Annotated in this window: 14 protein-coding genes; 13 read left to right on the forward strand and 1 reads right to left on the reverse strand. The window is 75.5% G+C overall.

Annotated elements, in window-relative coordinates:
* Positions 1 to 387: 387 nt before the first annotated feature.
* Positions 388 to 939 (forward strand): type III secretion system chaperone family protein, encoded by a 552-nt coding sequence (locus ACZ4K2_RS27000; protein ID WP_467468194.1) that lies wholly within the window; start codon positions 388 to 390, stop codon positions 937 to 939.
* A gap of 45 nt (positions 940 to 984) precedes the next feature.
* On the opposite strand, the gene ACZ4K2_RS27005 is transcribed toward ACZ4K2_RS27000, so the two are convergent.
* Positions 985 to 2,169, reverse strand: coding sequence for a pyridoxal phosphate-dependent aminotransferase (locus ACZ4K2_RS27005; protein WP_467468192.1), 1,185 nt, complete (start codon positions 2,167 to 2,169; stop codon positions 985 to 987).
* Positions 2,170 to 2,310: 141 nt separating this feature from the next.
* On the opposite strand from ACZ4K2_RS27005, the gene ACZ4K2_RS27010 reads away from it, so the two are divergent.
* The 12 genes from ACZ4K2_RS27010 to ACZ4K2_RS27065 all read left to right on the forward strand — a co-directional run bounded on the left by ACZ4K2_RS27010 (position 2,311) and on the right by ACZ4K2_RS27065 (position 14,224).
* Positions 2,311 to 2,664, forward strand: a complete 354-nt coding sequence (locus tag ACZ4K2_RS27010; RefSeq protein ID WP_467468190.1) for a hypothetical protein — start codon at positions 2,311 to 2,313, stop codon at positions 2,662 to 2,664.
* Positions 2,665 to 3,023: 359 nt separating this feature from the next.
* Positions 3,024 to 3,548 carry a DUF2617 family protein gene (locus ACZ4K2_RS27015; RefSeq protein WP_467468188.1) on the forward strand — a complete coding sequence of 175 codons (525 nt, stop codon included), beginning with the start codon at positions 3,024 to 3,026 and terminating at the stop codon, positions 3,546 to 3,548.
* A 109-nt stretch (positions 3,549 to 3,657) separates the two neighbouring features.
* Positions 3,658 to 5,274: a polyamine aminopropyltransferase gene (locus ACZ4K2_RS27020; RefSeq protein WP_467468186.1), complete on the forward strand. Its 1,617-nt coding sequence runs from the start codon at positions 3,658 to 3,660 to the stop codon at positions 5,272 to 5,274.
* Positions 5,275 to 5,333: 59 nt separating this feature from the next.
* Positions 5,334 to 6,143, forward strand: coding sequence for an SRPBCC family protein (locus ACZ4K2_RS27025; RefSeq protein WP_467468184.1), 810 nt, complete (start codon positions 5,334 to 5,336; stop codon positions 6,141 to 6,143).
* 37 nt (positions 6,144 to 6,180) lie between these two features.
* Positions 6,181 to 6,969, forward strand: coding sequence for an aldose epimerase family protein (locus tag ACZ4K2_RS27030; protein ID WP_467468180.1), 789 nt, complete (start codon positions 6,181 to 6,183; stop codon positions 6,967 to 6,969).
* Between the two features lie 10 nt (positions 6,970 to 6,979).
* Positions 6,980 to 7,528: an orotate phosphoribosyltransferase gene (gene pyrE / locus ACZ4K2_RS27035; protein ID WP_467468178.1), complete on the forward strand. Its 549-nt coding sequence runs from the start codon at positions 6,980 to 6,982 to the stop codon at positions 7,526 to 7,528.
* A 142-nt stretch (positions 7,529 to 7,670) separates the two neighbouring features.
* Positions 7,671 to 8,693, forward strand: a complete 1,023-nt coding sequence (gene fbaA / locus ACZ4K2_RS27040) for a class II fructose-bisphosphate aldolase (protein WP_467468176.1) — start codon at positions 7,671 to 7,673, stop codon at positions 8,691 to 8,693.
* Positions 8,694 to 8,757: 64 nt separating this feature from the next.
* Positions 8,758 to 10,221: an MFS transporter gene (locus ACZ4K2_RS27045; protein ID WP_467468175.1), complete on the forward strand. Its 1,464-nt coding sequence runs from the start codon at positions 8,758 to 8,760 to the stop codon at positions 10,219 to 10,221.
* Positions 10,222 to 10,273: 52 nt separating this feature from the next.
* On the forward strand, positions 10,274 to 10,687 hold the full coding sequence (locus ACZ4K2_RS27050) for a DUF3151 domain-containing protein (protein ID WP_467468173.1): 414 nt from the start codon (positions 10,274 to 10,276) through the stop codon (positions 10,685 to 10,687).
* Between the two features lie 163 nt (positions 10,688 to 10,850).
* Positions 10,851 to 11,699, forward strand: coding sequence for a tryptophan 2,3-dioxygenase family protein (locus ACZ4K2_RS27055; RefSeq protein ID WP_467468171.1), 849 nt, complete (start codon positions 10,851 to 10,853; stop codon positions 11,697 to 11,699).
* Positions 11,692 to 12,921 carry a kynureninase gene (gene kynU / locus ACZ4K2_RS27060; protein WP_467468169.1) on the forward strand — a complete coding sequence of 410 codons (1,230 nt, stop codon included), beginning with the start codon at positions 11,692 to 11,694 and terminating at the stop codon, positions 12,919 to 12,921. The genes ACZ4K2_RS27055 and kynU overlap by 8 nt, the downstream gene beginning before the upstream one ends.
* 367 nt (positions 12,922 to 13,288) lie before the next feature.
* Entirely contained in the window at positions 13,289 to 14,224 is a 936-nt protein-coding gene (locus ACZ4K2_RS27065) for an alpha/beta hydrolase (protein WP_467468167.1), read from the forward strand.
* Positions 14,225 to 14,260 lie beyond the last annotated feature (36 nt).

Here is a 14,260-nt window from a genome sequence, read left to right on the forward strand (position 1 = left end):
GGGGCCCCGGTCCGGGGCCCCGCACGGCCCGCGGGGGCGCCCCCCCCCCCCCCCCCCCCCCCCCCCCCCCCCCCCCGGCCGGGGGGGGGCCGGGGGGGGGCGCCCCCCCCCCCCGGGGCCCCCCCCCCCCCCCCCGCGGGGGGGGGGGGGGGCCCCCCGGGGGGGGGGGGGGGGGGGGGGGGGGCCGGGGGGGGGGGGGGGGGGGCGGCGGCCCCCCCGCCCGGCGCCCCCCCCCCCCCCCCCCCCCCCCGCCCGCCCCGCCCCCACCCGCCGTCCACCCGACCGGACGGATCGTGTCAGCCGAGGGCTGACAGGCCCCGCCGGGGCTTGCCACCCCCCTCCCCGCATGGGGGAGGATGGCGGCATCCGCATGAAGGGAAAAACACGGTGAGCATCGACCCGTCCTCGATTCCGAATTTCGGGGGCCAGCCCGAACCGCAGCCCCAAGGACCGGCGGGCCCCGTCCTCCCGGATCAGGACCTGGTGAAGCAGCTCCTCGACCAGATGGAGCTGAAGTACGTCGTCGACGAGGAGGGTGACCTCGCCGCGCCGTGGGAGCAGTTCCGCACGTACTTCATGTTCCGCGGGGACGACGAACAGGCCATCTTCTCGGTGCGGACCTTCTACGACCGCCCGCACAAGATCGACGAGAAGCCGCGGCTGCTGGAGACCCTCGACGACTGGAACCGCCGCACCCTGTGGCCCAAGGTGTACACCCACACCCATGACGACGGCACCGTCCGTCTGATCGGCGAGGCCCAGATGCTGATCGGCACGGGCGTCGACATCAACCACTTCGTCTCCTCCACGGTCAGCTGGGTGCGGGCCGCGATCGAGTTCGACAAGTGGCTGATCGAGCAGCTCGGCCTGGAGGAGGAGGTGCCCGGCTCCGCCGAGGAGGCCGGCGACTCCGAGGACCCCGAGCGCGACGGGGAGTAGCAGACCCCGGCCGGTCCGGGGGCGCACCGCCCCCGGACCGCGCGTTCACATGCCCCGCAGCCGCTCCGCGGCCTCCCGGAGCACCTCCTCGCGCTTGCAGAACGCGAACCGCACGAACGGCGCCCCCGCCTCCCGGTCGTCGTAGAAGACCGCGTTGGGGACGGCCACCACGCCCGCCCGCTCGGGCAGGGCGCGGCAGAAGGCGAAGCCGTCGCGCTCGCCGAGGGGGCGGATGTCCGTGGTGACGAAGTAGGTCCCGGCCGGCCGGAACACCTCGAAGCCCGCCGCCGCCAGCCCCTCCGCCAGGATGTCCCGGCGCACCCGCATGCTCCGGCGGAACTCCTCGAAGTAGGAGTCGGGCAGGGCCAGGGCCTCGGCCACCGCGTACTGGAAGGGTCCCGAGGCGACGTACGTCAGGTACTGCTTGGCCGCGCGGACCGCACCGACCAGTTCCCGTGAGCCGGTCGCCCAGCCCACCTTCCAGCCCGTGAACGAATAGGTCTTGCCGGCCGAACCGATGCTCACCGTGCGCTCCCGCATCCCCGGGAAGCCGGCCAGCGGCAGGTGCTCGGCGCCGTCGAAGACCAGGTGCTCGTACACCTCGTCGGTCACCACCAGCAGGTCCCGCTCCACCGCCAGCTCGGCGATCGCGGCCAGCTCGGCGCGGGTGAGGACGGTGCCGGTCGGGTTGTGCGGGGTGTTGAGCAGCAGCAGCCGGGTGCGGTCGGTGACCGCCGCGCGCAGCTCGTCCAGGTCCAGGCGGAAGGCCCCCTCGTGCGGCCGCAGGGTCACCGGCACCCGCCGGCCGCCCGCCATCGCGATGCTCGCCGCGTACGAGTCGTAGTACGGCTCCAGCGCCACCACCTCGTCGCCCGGCTCGACCAGCCCCAGCAGCGAGGCCGCGATGGCCTCCGTCGCGCCCGCCGTGACCAGCACCTCGGTGTCGGGGTCCCAGGCCAGGCCGTAGTGGTGCCGCTGGTGCGCGCTGATCGCGGTGCGCAGCTCGGGGACGCCGGGGCCCGGCGGGTACTGGTTGCCGCGGCCGTCGCGCAGTGCCCGGACGGCGGCCTCCCGGATCTCCTCGGGGCCGTCGGTGTCGGGGAAGCCCTGGCCCAGGTTGATCGACCCGGTCGCCACGGCGAGCGCCGACATCTCGGCGAAGATCGTCGTCCCGAACTCGGCAAGCCGGCGGTTGAGGTGCGGACGCGCGCTGGAGGTCATGCCGGCCATCCTCCGCCCAAGCTCTGGAGTTCCTCAACTCCGCTTTGGGCGTCGTGGCGGGCGGGCATCCCCCCGGCACCGCGGGAGACGCGGTGCCAGGCGAGGCGCCCACGGGGGGCCGCTTCGGGGGAACGGAAGGAGGGCGGCGCCATGAGTGACACCGCGATCGAAGGCATCATCCTGGCGGTGGCCGTGGTCATGCTCATCTCGGCGGCCCAGACGCGCAGGAACCGGCGGAGCCGGGTGGCACTGGGCAAGGGCAAGGGCGGCGCGCGGAACCGGCCGCGCCGCCGCTCGGCCGCATCGTCGTCGTCTTCGTCGTCCGCGGGCGACGCGGGTGGGACGAGCTGGTGGGCCGGCGGCGGGGACTCCGGCTCGTCCGGGGGCCACGGCGGGGGCCACGGGGGCCACTCCTGCGGCTCCTCGTCGTCCTGCGGCGGCGGATCGTCGTGCGGCGGGGGCTCGTCGTGCGGCGGCGGGGGCGGCTGCGGCGGAGGGAGCTGACCCGGGTCGGCCGCGCCTTCCGGGCCGGGGGGACCACGCCGGGCGGCCGCGCCTTCCGAGCCGAGGGGGGGAAAACGCGTCGGGGCGGGTGCCCGTCGGAGGGGGTTTCCGGCGGGCACCCGCCGCGCGCGCGACCGCGCCCGGCGCACGCCGTGGTTGAACAGTTGAGCTGTGCAGCCCTCTGAGGGATGGAAAGCGCCCGAAGTTGGGTAAAAACGCTGTGGCGCCGTCACCGTTCATGATTCCCTCTAAACCGCCAACGCAGCCCCATCGGACGTCCCCCTGACCTCCCTCCCGGCCGGGCCGGCTGGGCTGACATGGCCGATCCTCCCCTCATCGCGTGTTAGCGGAGCCGATCCATGCTCACGACCCTGAACACCTCCTACACCGATACGCGCGCTGCCGACCTCGCCTGGGCCCTGGGCCGCGAACCGCTGCCCGCCCTGGCCACCCTCGACCTCGAACTCCCCGGAGCCAAAGTCCAGTTGCGACTGCTCGGCGCCTCCCACCAGGTCCTCCTGGACGAGGACCGGGGCCCCTGCTCGGAGACGGTCGCCTGCATCCCGGGCTCCAGCACCCCGCTGCCGCTGGGCGTCGCCAAGCGGGTCGGCGACTGGGAGTACGAGTTCGCCGCCCGTGTGGAGGTGCTCACCCCCGGCTCGTTCGCGGGCCGCGCCCAGGAACTGCTCGCCCTCGTCTCCGGCCATCCGCACGGCCTGGCCGGCGTCTTCCCCGGCGACCCGCACGCCTTCACCGCGATGCTGGCCCATCGGCAGGACGGCCAGGTGCACTGGCGCACCTGGCACGCCTATCCGCAGGACGGCCAGCTCGTGGCCACCCGGACCCGGGTCGGGGCGCGGGTGCGGGCGGCCCGGCCCGAGTGACCACCCGGCGGCGGTGTGAGCCAGGCATAAACCTCCCGCGCCCCGACCGCCCTCAGATCCACACGTGTGGGTGACGAAGCGTGCCGCACGTGTGACGTAACGTCACAGAGTGATCGAAGCGCACGCTCCCGCGCCGCCGGGTGCCCGGCCCTCCCGGACGGGCCCCCCGCGGCTGCCCGTCCGGCCCGGCACCGGGCGGTTCCTGGTCCTCGTGTGCGGCTTCGTCTGCGCGGCCTGCGGCCTGGTGTACGAACTCGAACTGGTCGCGTTCGCCTCGTACCTGGTCGGCGACTCGGTCACCCAGGCGTCCGTGGTGCTGTCCGTGATGGTGTTCGCGATGGGCATCGGCTCCCTCGGGGCCAAACGGCTGCGCCGGCGCGCCGCGGCCGGTTTCGGCGCCGTCGAGGCGGTGCTCGCGCTGGTCGGCGGGTGCAGCGCGATGGCGCTGTACGCGGTGTTCGCCTGGACCGCCGGCTGGGGCGGGCTCTGGGCCGAGGGGCCGCGCTGCCTCCTGGTGGCCTTCTCCCTTGCCATCGGCCTGCTCATCGGCGCCGAGGTGCCGCTGCTGATGGAGCTGATCCAGCGCGTCCGGCGGCAGGACGCGGGCGGCGCGGTGGCCGACCTGTTCGCCGCGGACTACGTGGGCGCCCTGGTCGGCGGTCTCGCCTTCCCCTTCCTCCTGCTGCCGTTCTGCGGCCAGTTGACCGGAGCGCTGCTGACCGGCACGGTCAACGTGGTCGCGGGCGGCGCCCTGGTCCTCGGCCTCTTCCGCCGCGACCTCACCCGCCGCGCCCGCTGGACCCTCCTGCTGACCGGCCTGGTCGTCCTCGGCGTCCTCGGCTCCGCCGCCGCCCTCGCCGGGGACTTCGAACGGGCCGCCCGGCGCGCCGTGTACGGCGGGGACGTCCGCGTCGCCGTGCGGACCGGCGTCCAGGAGGTCGTCCTGACCGGCGGTACCCACGGCCGGCCCCTCGGCCTCTACCTCGACGGCCGGCTCCGCGCCGGCGGCCGGGACGAACGCCGCTACCAGGAGGCGCTGACCGGGCCGGCGCTGGCCGGCCCGCACGCGCGCGTGCTGGTCCTCGGCGGCGGCGACGGCCTGGCCGCCCGCGAGGTGCTGCGGCACCGCGGGGTGCGCCGCGTCGACGTCGTCGAACCCGACCCGGACCTGGTCCGCCTGGCCCGCCGCGACCCGGGCCTGGCCGCCGCCAACGGCCACGCCCTCGCCGACCGGCGGGTCCACGTCCGCACCGGCGACGCGCTCGCCCGGCTGCGCGGGGCGCGCGGACCGGCGTACGACGTCGTGATCGCCGACCTGCCCGACCCCGGGATCACCGCCGGCACCAAGCTGTACTCCCAGGAGTTCTACGGCCTGGCCCGCCGGGTGCTGGCCCCGCACGGCCGCCTGGTGGTGCACGCCGGGCCGGTCACCGCCCGCCCCCGCGCCTTCTGGACCGTCGCCGCGACCCTGCGCACGGCGGGCTTCGCCGTCTCCCCCTACCGGGTGACCGGCCGCGACCCCGGTTCCGCGGCCGGCGCCGCCCGCGCCCCCCGGGACTGGGGCTTCCTGCTGGCGGCGCCGGGCCGCACCCCGCCGCCCCTGCGGCTCGGCCCGGTCCGGCCGCGCACGCTGACGCGGGCCGGGCTGGCGGCGGACGCGGTGGCGGCGCGGCGGACCCGCATCGCCGGGCTGCCGGCGTCGACGCTGGTGCATCCGCGGTACTGAGCGATTGCCGTCCTCACGGCAGGGTGAGTTCCGGTCCCCACTGGGTAGGCTCCCCGGACATGGAGCACCAGGTCTTCGTCCCGGCCCCCGCCGAGAGACTCGCCGCCGCGCTGGCCGACCCGGCACGCGTCGCCAGGGCGGTCCCCGGACTCCAGCAGGACGCCGGTGCCGAACCGGTCGCCGGCCGGCTGAAGCTGCGCGTCGGCGGACACTCCGTCACCTACCGGGGCGCCCTGCGGGTGACGGCCCGGGAGGACGGCGCGTACGCCGTCGCGGCCGACGCCACCGAGGCGCGCGGCGCCGGCTCGGTCACCCTCGCCCTGACCCTGCGCCTCGCGGACACCGACGGCGGCTGCACGGTCACCGTCGAGGGCACCGCCGACGCGGACGGCCGGATCGCCGAGCTGCCCGCGGAGGCGGTGGCCGCCGCGGCGACCAGACTGCTGACCCGGTGCGTGGAGGGCCTGGCCGCGGAGCGGCCGGAACGGCCCGCGGACGCGCCCGCCGAGGAGGCGCGGCCGGACACCGGGCCGGCCCGCGCGTCCGGGTCCGGCACCGAGGTGCCCCCGCCCGCCCCGGCCCCGGCGGCGGACGACGCCACCGGACCGGACGGCGCGCACCACGACGGGCCCGCCGGCGACTTCGCCGACACCGGGGAGCCGCCCGCCGAGGCCGCGCACGCCCGCCGCACGATGATCGGCCGCAGCGCCGAGGAGGTCGACCACGCCCCGCCGCGCGGCCGCTACGCCCCCGTGCCGGCCCCCCAGGCCGGGTCGGCGGTGTCCACGCTGCGCTGGGCGGCACCGGCGGCGGCACTGGCGGTGGCCTCCGCGATCGTCGTCGGCCGGGCCCTGCGCCGACGCCGCTGAGGGCGGGCGCCCGCCGGCCTCCCAGTACTGTCGTCACGTGAGTAACGAAGACATCACGCTGACAGCGGGCGGCGCGACGGTGCGCGTCAGTCCCGGCAACGGCGGCCGCGTCAGCGGCCTCCAGGTCGACTCCCTGGAACTGCTCAGGCAGGGCGAGCGGTTCGGCTGCTTCCCGATGGTGCCCTGGTGCGGGCGGACCCGGGACGGCCGCTTCCTGGACGGCGGCACCGTCCGGCAACTGCCGCTCAACTCCCCGCCGCACGCCATCCACGGCACCGCGCGCGACGGCGCCTGGCGCACCGCGCGCGTCGCACCGGACGAGGCGGTGATCACCTGCGAGCTGACCGACCCCTGGCCGCACCCCGCGCGCGTCACCCAGGTCGTCTCCCTCGCCGAGGACGCCCTGACGCTGACGATGTCCGTGGAGACGTACGAGGACTCCTTCCCGGCGCAGCTCGGCTGGCACCCGTGGTTCAACCGGAACCTCGGCGGGGCGGACGCGCGGCTGGACTTCGAGCCCGCCTGGCAGGAGGAGCGCGGGGACGACCACCTGCCCACCGGCAACCGGATCACGCCCAAGCCCGGCCCCTGGGACGACTGCTTCGGCATGCCCGGCGGCGTCGACGTCACCGTCACCTGGCCGGAGCGGCTGGAGCTGAGGGTCGCCAGCCGCGAGGAGTGGGTGGTGGTGTACGACGAGCAGGCGGAGGCCGTCTGCGTGGAGCCGCAGACCGGGCCGCCCAACGGACTGAACACCCTCCCGCGGCTGGTCACGCCGCTGGAGCCGCTGGAGGCGACGACGACCTGGCGCTGGCGGCGGCTCTAAGCTGGGCGTCATGACGGACGTACGCGGCGCGCTGCTGCAGCAGATCAAGGACAAGGCCGTGGTGCACGGCAAGGTGACGCTCTCCTCGGGCCTGGAGGCCGACTACTACGTCGACCTCCGCCGCGTCACCCTCGACGGCGCGGCCGCCCCGCTGGTCGGCCAGGTGCTGCTGGACCTGACGGCGGACCTGGAGTTCGACGCCGTCGGCGGGCTCACCATGGGCGCCGACCCGGTCGCCGCCGCCATGCTGCACGCCGCCGCCGCGCGCGGGCGGCGGCTGGACGCGTTCGTCGTCCGCAAGGCGGCCAAGGCGCACGGGTTGCAGCGGCGCGTGGAGGGACCGGACATCGCGGGCCGCCGGGTCCTGGTGGTGGAGGACACCTCCACCACCGGCGGGTCCCCGCTGACGGCCGTGGAGGCCGTGCGCGAGGCCGGCGCCGAGGTCGTCGCCGTCGCCACCATCGTGGACCGGGCGACCGGCGCCGCCGAGAAGATCGAGGCCGGCGCCGGGGTGCCCTACCGCTTCGCCTTCGCCAAGGACGAACTGGGCCTGGACTGACGACATCGACCGGCCCGGCCCCGTCCGGGACGTGGACCACCGGGCCGGGTCTGGAAAGATGGTGCCGACGACGATGTCGAACCCTCAGGTCTAGGTCAGGGCCGTAACGCAGATCCCACCCCGCAACTCAAGGAGCGGACAGATGCCCATCGCAACCCCCGAGGTCTACAACGAGATGCTCGACCGGGCGAAGGCAGGCAAGTTCGCCTACCCGGCCATCAACGTCACCTCCTCGCAGACCCTGAACGCCGCGCTGCGCGGCTTCGCGGAGGCGGAGAGCGACGGCATCGTCCAGATCTCGACCGGTGGTGCCGAGTTCCTCGGCGGCCAGTACAGCAAGGACATGGTGACCGGCGCGGTCGCGCTCGCCGAGTACGCGCACATCATCGCCGAGAAGTACCCGGTCAACATCGCCCTGCACACCGACCACTGCCCGAAGGACAAGCTCGACGGGTACGTGCGTCCGCTGATCGCGCTCTCCAAGAAGCGCGTCGAGGCCGGTCTCCCCCCGCTGTTCCAGTCCCACATGTGGGACGGCTCGGCCGAGACCCTCGCCGACAACCTGGAGATCGCCCAGGAGTTGCTGGAGCAGGCCCGGGCGGCCCGCATCATCCTGGAGGTGGAGATCACCCCGACCGGCGGTGAGGAGGACGGCGTCTCGCACGAGATCAACGACTCCCTCTACACCACGGTCGAGGACGCGATCCGCACCGCCGAGGCACTCGGCCTGGGCGAGAAGGGCCGCTACCTGCTGGCCGCCTCGTTCGGCAACGTGCACGGCGTCTACAAGCCGGGCAACGTCGTCCTGCGCCCCGAGCTGCTCAAGGAGCTGAACGACGGCGTCGCCGCCAAGTTCGGCAAGGCCGCGCCGTTCGACTTCGTCTTCCACGGCGGTTCCGGCTCCTCCGAGCAGGAGATCCTCACCGCGCTGGAGAACGGCGTCGTGAAGATGAACATCGACACGGACACCCAGTACGCCTTCACCCGTCCGGTCGCCGCGCACATGTTCAAGAACTTCGACGGCGTCCTGAAGGTCGACGGCGAGGTCGGCGACAAGAAGACGTACGACCCGCGCACGTGGGGCAAGCTGGCCGAGGCGTCCATGGCCCAGCGCGTCACCCTGGCCACGCAGCACCTGCGTTCGGCGGGCAACAAGATCGGCTGATCCCCGGCACCACGGCGGGCCCGGCGGCTGTCCAAGCCGCCGGGCCCCGCTGTATACCTGGGGCATGCCCGATGTCCGGCTGGCCTCGCCCCAGGGCAGATGGATCCTGTTCACCACGGTTCTCGGCTCCAGCATGGCCATGCTGGACTCCACCGTCGTCAACGTCGCCCTGCCGCGCATCGGCCGTGACCTGGACGCCAGCCTGGCCGCCCTCCAGTGGACGGTCAACGCGTACATGGTCACGCTGGCCGGCCTGATCCTGCTGGGCGGCTCCCTGGGCGACCGCTACGGCCGCCGGAAGGTCTTCACGGTGGGCGTGGTGTGGTTCGCCGCCGCCTCCCTGCTGTGCGGCCTCGCCCCGAGTTCGGCCGTGCTGATCGGCGCGCGGGCGCTCCAGGGCGTCGGCGGCGCCCTCCTCACGCCCGGCTCGCTCGCGCTCATCCAGGCGTCCTTCCATCCCGACGACCGCAGCCGGGCGGTCGGCCTGTGGTCCGGGTTCGGCGGGATCGGCGCCGCCGTCGGCCCGTTCCTGGGCGGCTGGCTGGTGGCCGGCCCCGGCTGGCGCTGGGTGTTCCTGCTGAACGTGCCGCTGGCGCTGCTGTGCGTGCCGGTCGCGCTGCGGCACGTGCCGGAGTCGTCCGGCGAGCGGGCCCGGGGCCGTTTCGACGTGCTCGGCGCCGCCCTGGGCGCCCTCGCCCTCGCCCTGCTGACGTACGCGCTCATCGAGGCCCCGACCGGCTCCCCGGCGGTGGCGGGCAGTGCGGTGGCGGGCGTCGCGGCGGCGGTGGCCTTCGTGTGGGTCGAGCGGCACCGCGGCGAGCCGATGCTCCCGCCGGGCATCTTCGCCTCGCGCCGGTTCACCGCGGTCAACCTCGTCACCCTGTGCGTGTACGCGGCGTTCGGCGGCTTCTTCTTCCTCACCGCGCTCCAGCTCCAGGTGGTGGCGGGGTACTCGCCGCTGGCCGCCGGTACGGCCCTGCTCCCCACCACCGTCCTGATGCTGCTGTTCTCGTCCCGCTCGGGCGCCCTGGCCGACCGCACGGGCCCGCGCCTGCCGCTGACGGCGGGACCGCTGCTCTGCGCGGCGGCGATGCTGCTGATGCTGCGGGTGGGGCGGCACGCGGACTACCTCACCGACGTCCTGCCCGCCCTGCTCGTGATGGGCGCCGGCATGGTCACCCTGGTCGCCCCGCTGACCGCCACGGTCCTCGCCTCCGTCGACGCCGACCGGGCGGGCCTGGCCAGCGGCATCAACAACGCGGCGGCCCGCGCGGCGGGCCTGCTGGCGGTGGCCGCGCTGCCGCTGCTGACGGGCATGGGGCCGGAGGCGTACCGGTCGGCCGTGGCCTTCGACGCGGCGTTCGACCGGGCCATGCCGATCTGCGCCGGGGTGCTGGTGCTGGGCTCGGCCGTGGCCTTCGCGCTGGTCCGGCGGCCGGCCCCGGGGTGCCGCCACCCGGAGTGCCGCACCCACGGCAGCGTGACGGCCCCGCCGCTGGAGGGGGAGCCCGGGCGCCGCGGGGCCTGAGCGCCGGCGGTACCCCTCGGCCGGCGGATCCGGGGTAGGCCACACTGAACCCATGACGATTCACGAGAACCTCCTCGGCGGCCCGCCCCCGACCCACCTGCCCGACGAGCCGGAGCCCCGCGAGCTGCTGGCCGGGGGCACCGCGCCGGCGGACGTCGCCGCCAAGTACCCGACCTCCTCCCTCGCCTGGGCCCGGCTGGCCGACGAGGCGTTCGAGCGGGGCTCGGTCGTGGAGTCGTACGCCTACGCCCGTACGGGCTACCACCGGGGGCTGGACTCCCTGCGCCGCAGCGGCTGGAAGGGGCACGGCCCGGTGCCGTGGGAGCACGAGCCGAACCGCGGCTTCCTGCGCGCCCTGCACGCCCTCGCCCGCGCCGCGCAGGCGATCGGCGAGCAGGCGGAGTACGAGCGCTGCGCGCAGTTCCTCAAGGACTCCTCGCCGACGGCCGCCCAGACCCTCGGCTGACCCGGTAGCCGCACACCCGCGGTCACCGGCCGTGGCCCGCCCGGCGCCGGGCGGGCCTTGCCGGATCCGGGAGCATTGCGGAGGATGCGGGGTGGGGACCGGGGCCCCCGTGCCGGCATCGGCAGGGGCGGACCGCTACCCGGAGCAACATCAGGAGACAGCGATGTCCCAACAGGCTCACCCCCCTGCCGAGGCCGTTGAGCCCGAGACCCCGAACCTGGATTTCGCGGGGACGACGCCGTACGAGGACTACGTCCGGGCCGACGTGCTCACCCATCTCCAGCACACCCTCTCCGACGACCCCGGAGAGCTGGTCTTCCTGGTGACCAGCCAGGTCATGGAGCTGTGGTTCACGGTGATCGTGCACGAGTGGGAGACGGCCGCGCAGGCGCTCCGCTCGGACGACGTGCCTACCGCGATCGCCGCGCTGAAGCGCTCGGTGCGGGAGCTGGAGGCCCTGAACGCCTCCTGGAAGCCGCTCGGCCAGCTCACCCCGGCCCAGTTCAACTCCTACCGGAGCGCGCTCGGCGAGGGCTCCGGCTTCCAGTCGGCGATGTACCGGCGCCTGGAGTTCCTGCTCGGCGAGAAGTCCGCGTCCATGCTCGTGCCGCACCGCGGCGCCCCGCGCGCCCACGCGGAGCTGGAGAAGGCCCTGCACGAGCCCAGCCTGTACGACGAGGTGCTGCGGCTCCTCGCGCGCCGCGGCCACGCCGTCCCGGACTCCGTGCTGCACCGGGACGTCTCCCGGCGCTACGAGCCGGTGGAGGCGGTGGAGGCCGTCTGGACCGCCGTCTACGCGGGCGACGAGGGCGACGAGGTCGCCCGGCTGGGCGAGGCGCTGACGGACGTGGCCGAGCTGGTGTGGCGCTGGCGCAACGACCACCTGGTCGCCACCCGGCGCGCGATGGGCGCCAAGGCCGGCACGGGCGGCTCGGCCGGCGTGGCCTGGCTGGAGAAGCGCGCCCGCAAGAACGTGTTCCCCGAGCTGTGGACGGCGAGGTCCCATGTCTGAGCCGACCGATCCGTCAGGGCTCGCGTCGCGTGCCGGGAAACTGGACGCGGCCGACGGCCTGGCGGGCCTGCGGGAGCGCTTCGTGCTCGGCGCCGGTGCCGGGGACGACGCCGGCCCGGCGGAGGTCTACCTCGACGGCAACTCCCTGGGTGCCCTGCCCGCGCACGTCCCCGACCGGGTGGCCGACGTGGTCCGCCGCCAGTGGGGCGAGCTGCGCATCCGCTCCTGGGAGGAGAGCGGCTGGTGGACGGCGCCCGAGCGGATCGGCGACCGGATCGCGCCGCTGGTGGGCGCCGCCCCCGGCCGGATCGTCGTCGGCGACTCGACCAGCGTCAACGTGTTCAAGGCGCTCGTGGCGGCGGTCCGCATGGCGGGCGACGACCGGGACGAGCTGCTGGTGGACGCGACGACGTTCCCCACGGACGGGTACATCGCCGAGTCGGCGGCCCGGCTGACCGGCCGCACCCTGCGGGCGGTCACCCCGGACGAGGTCCCGGGGGCGCTCGGCGCGCGCACGGCCGCGGTGCTGCTCAACCACGTCGACTACCGCACCGGCCGGCTGCACGACCTGCCGGGGCTCACCGCCGCGGTCCACGACCACGGCGCCCTCGCCGTCTGGGACCTGTGCCACAGCGCGGGCGCGCTGCCGGTGGGCCTGGACGAGCACGGCGTCGACCTCGCGGTCGGCTGCACCTACAAGTACCTCAACGGCGGCCCGGGCTCGCCCGCGTACCTGTACGTGCGGGCGGGGCTCCAGGACCGCTTCGACTCCCCGCTGCCCGGCTGGAACTCGCACGCCGAGCCCTTCGGCATGAGCCCGGCCTACACCCCGGTGCCGGGTGCCCGGCGCGGCCGGGTCGGCACCCCGGACATCCTGTCCATGCTGGCCCTGGAGGCGGCGCTGGAGGTCTGGGACGGCGTGTCCGTGGACGCCGTCCGGGCCAAGTCCCTCGCCCTGACGGACTTCTTCCTGGAGTGCGTCGGGGCGTACGTCCCGCCGGGCCGGGTGGAGTGCGTGACCCCGGTACGGCACGCGGAGCGGGGCAGCCAGATCGCGCTGCGCTGCCCGGACGCGGGCGAGGTGATGAAGCGCCTGATCGTCCGGGGCGTGGTCGGCGACTTCCGGCACCCCGACGTCCTCCGCTTCGGCTTCACCCCGCTGTACGTGGGCTTTTGCGACGTGGAGCGGGCGGCCCGGATCCTGGGAGAGGAACTGGCCTGACGGGGCGCGGGGGCCGTGGGCGCGGGCAGGTCCCGGGCGCCCACGGTCCCCGTGGCGGGTGCGGTCGCGGGCGCGTACGGCGTCTGTGGCGGGGGCGGTCCTGCGGCGTGCGTGGCCTCGTGGCGGGGTCCGGTGGCGGTGGCGGCCCTGGGACGCGTACGGCCTGCGCGGTGGGTCCGCGAGGTTCCCGCGATGGGTCTGCGCGATCCGTGCGGCGGGGGCGTGCGGCCCTCGGCACCACCCCGCCCTCACCGAGCGTCACGTCACCGTGTCCCCGCACGTCACCGGCCTGATACCGTCCCCGCCGACAGCACGGCCGCCGCCACCCCGGTCCGCCGATACCGTTCCATCGCTGAGAGGCCGGAGCATGCCGGACGACGACGACGCCGCAGCCGCCCGCGCCGCCGCCGAGGAGGAGTCGCTCTTCTCCCACCCCCCGGTCGACCCGGACGCCACCGCCGCCTACGGCGACCACCCCGACCAGGTGATCGACTTCTACGCGCCCCGCTCCGGCCACGAGTCCGCGGCCGGTGCCCCGCTGGTCGTCGTCCTGCACGGCGGGGCCTGGCGCTCCCCCTACGACCGCCGCCACATCACCCCCTTCGCCGACCACCTGGCCCGCAGGGGCTTCGCGGTGGCCAACGTCGAGTACCGGCGCGGCGGCGAGCCGCTGATCCCGGGTCAGCAGGCGGGGCCGGGAGGGCCGGCCGGGCCCGGCGGCGAGGCGGGCGGCACGCCACCCGCCGGGCGCTGGCCCGACACCCTCGACGACGTCGCGGCGGCCCTCGACGCGCTCCCCGCGCTGGCCGAGGACGCCCTCCCGCAGGCGGACGCCCGCCGTACGGTGCTGACCGGGCACTCGGCCGGCGGCCACCTGGCGCTCTGGGCGGCGGCCCGGCACGTCCTGCCCGCCGACGCCCCCTGGCCAACCGGTGGACCGGCGGCGCTGCGCGGTGTCGTGGCGCTCGCCCCGATCGCGGACTTCGAGACGGCGGAGAAGCTGGGCGTCTGCGGGCACGCCTGCCTGCAACTCCTCGGCGGCCGGGACTGTTTCGCCGAGCGGCGCCCGTACGCGGATCCCGCGCTCCTGCTGCCGACGGGCATCGCCACGACCCTGGTCCAGGGCCGCGCCGACCTGGTGGTGCCGCAGCAGGTGGCCGAGGCGTACGCGGAGGCGGCGGCGCGGGCCGGGGAGACGGCCGGACTGACCCTCCTGGAGGACGTCGGCCACTTCCCGCTGATCGACCCGGCGGCGGACGCCTGCGCGGTGGTGGCCGAGGAGATCGCCCAACTCGCCTGGTGAGCAATCGGGTTCGGCTCCTCGGGGGCGGACCCGGTG

It is taken from the genome of Streptomyces sp. NPDC025833 (genome assembly GCF_055558055.1).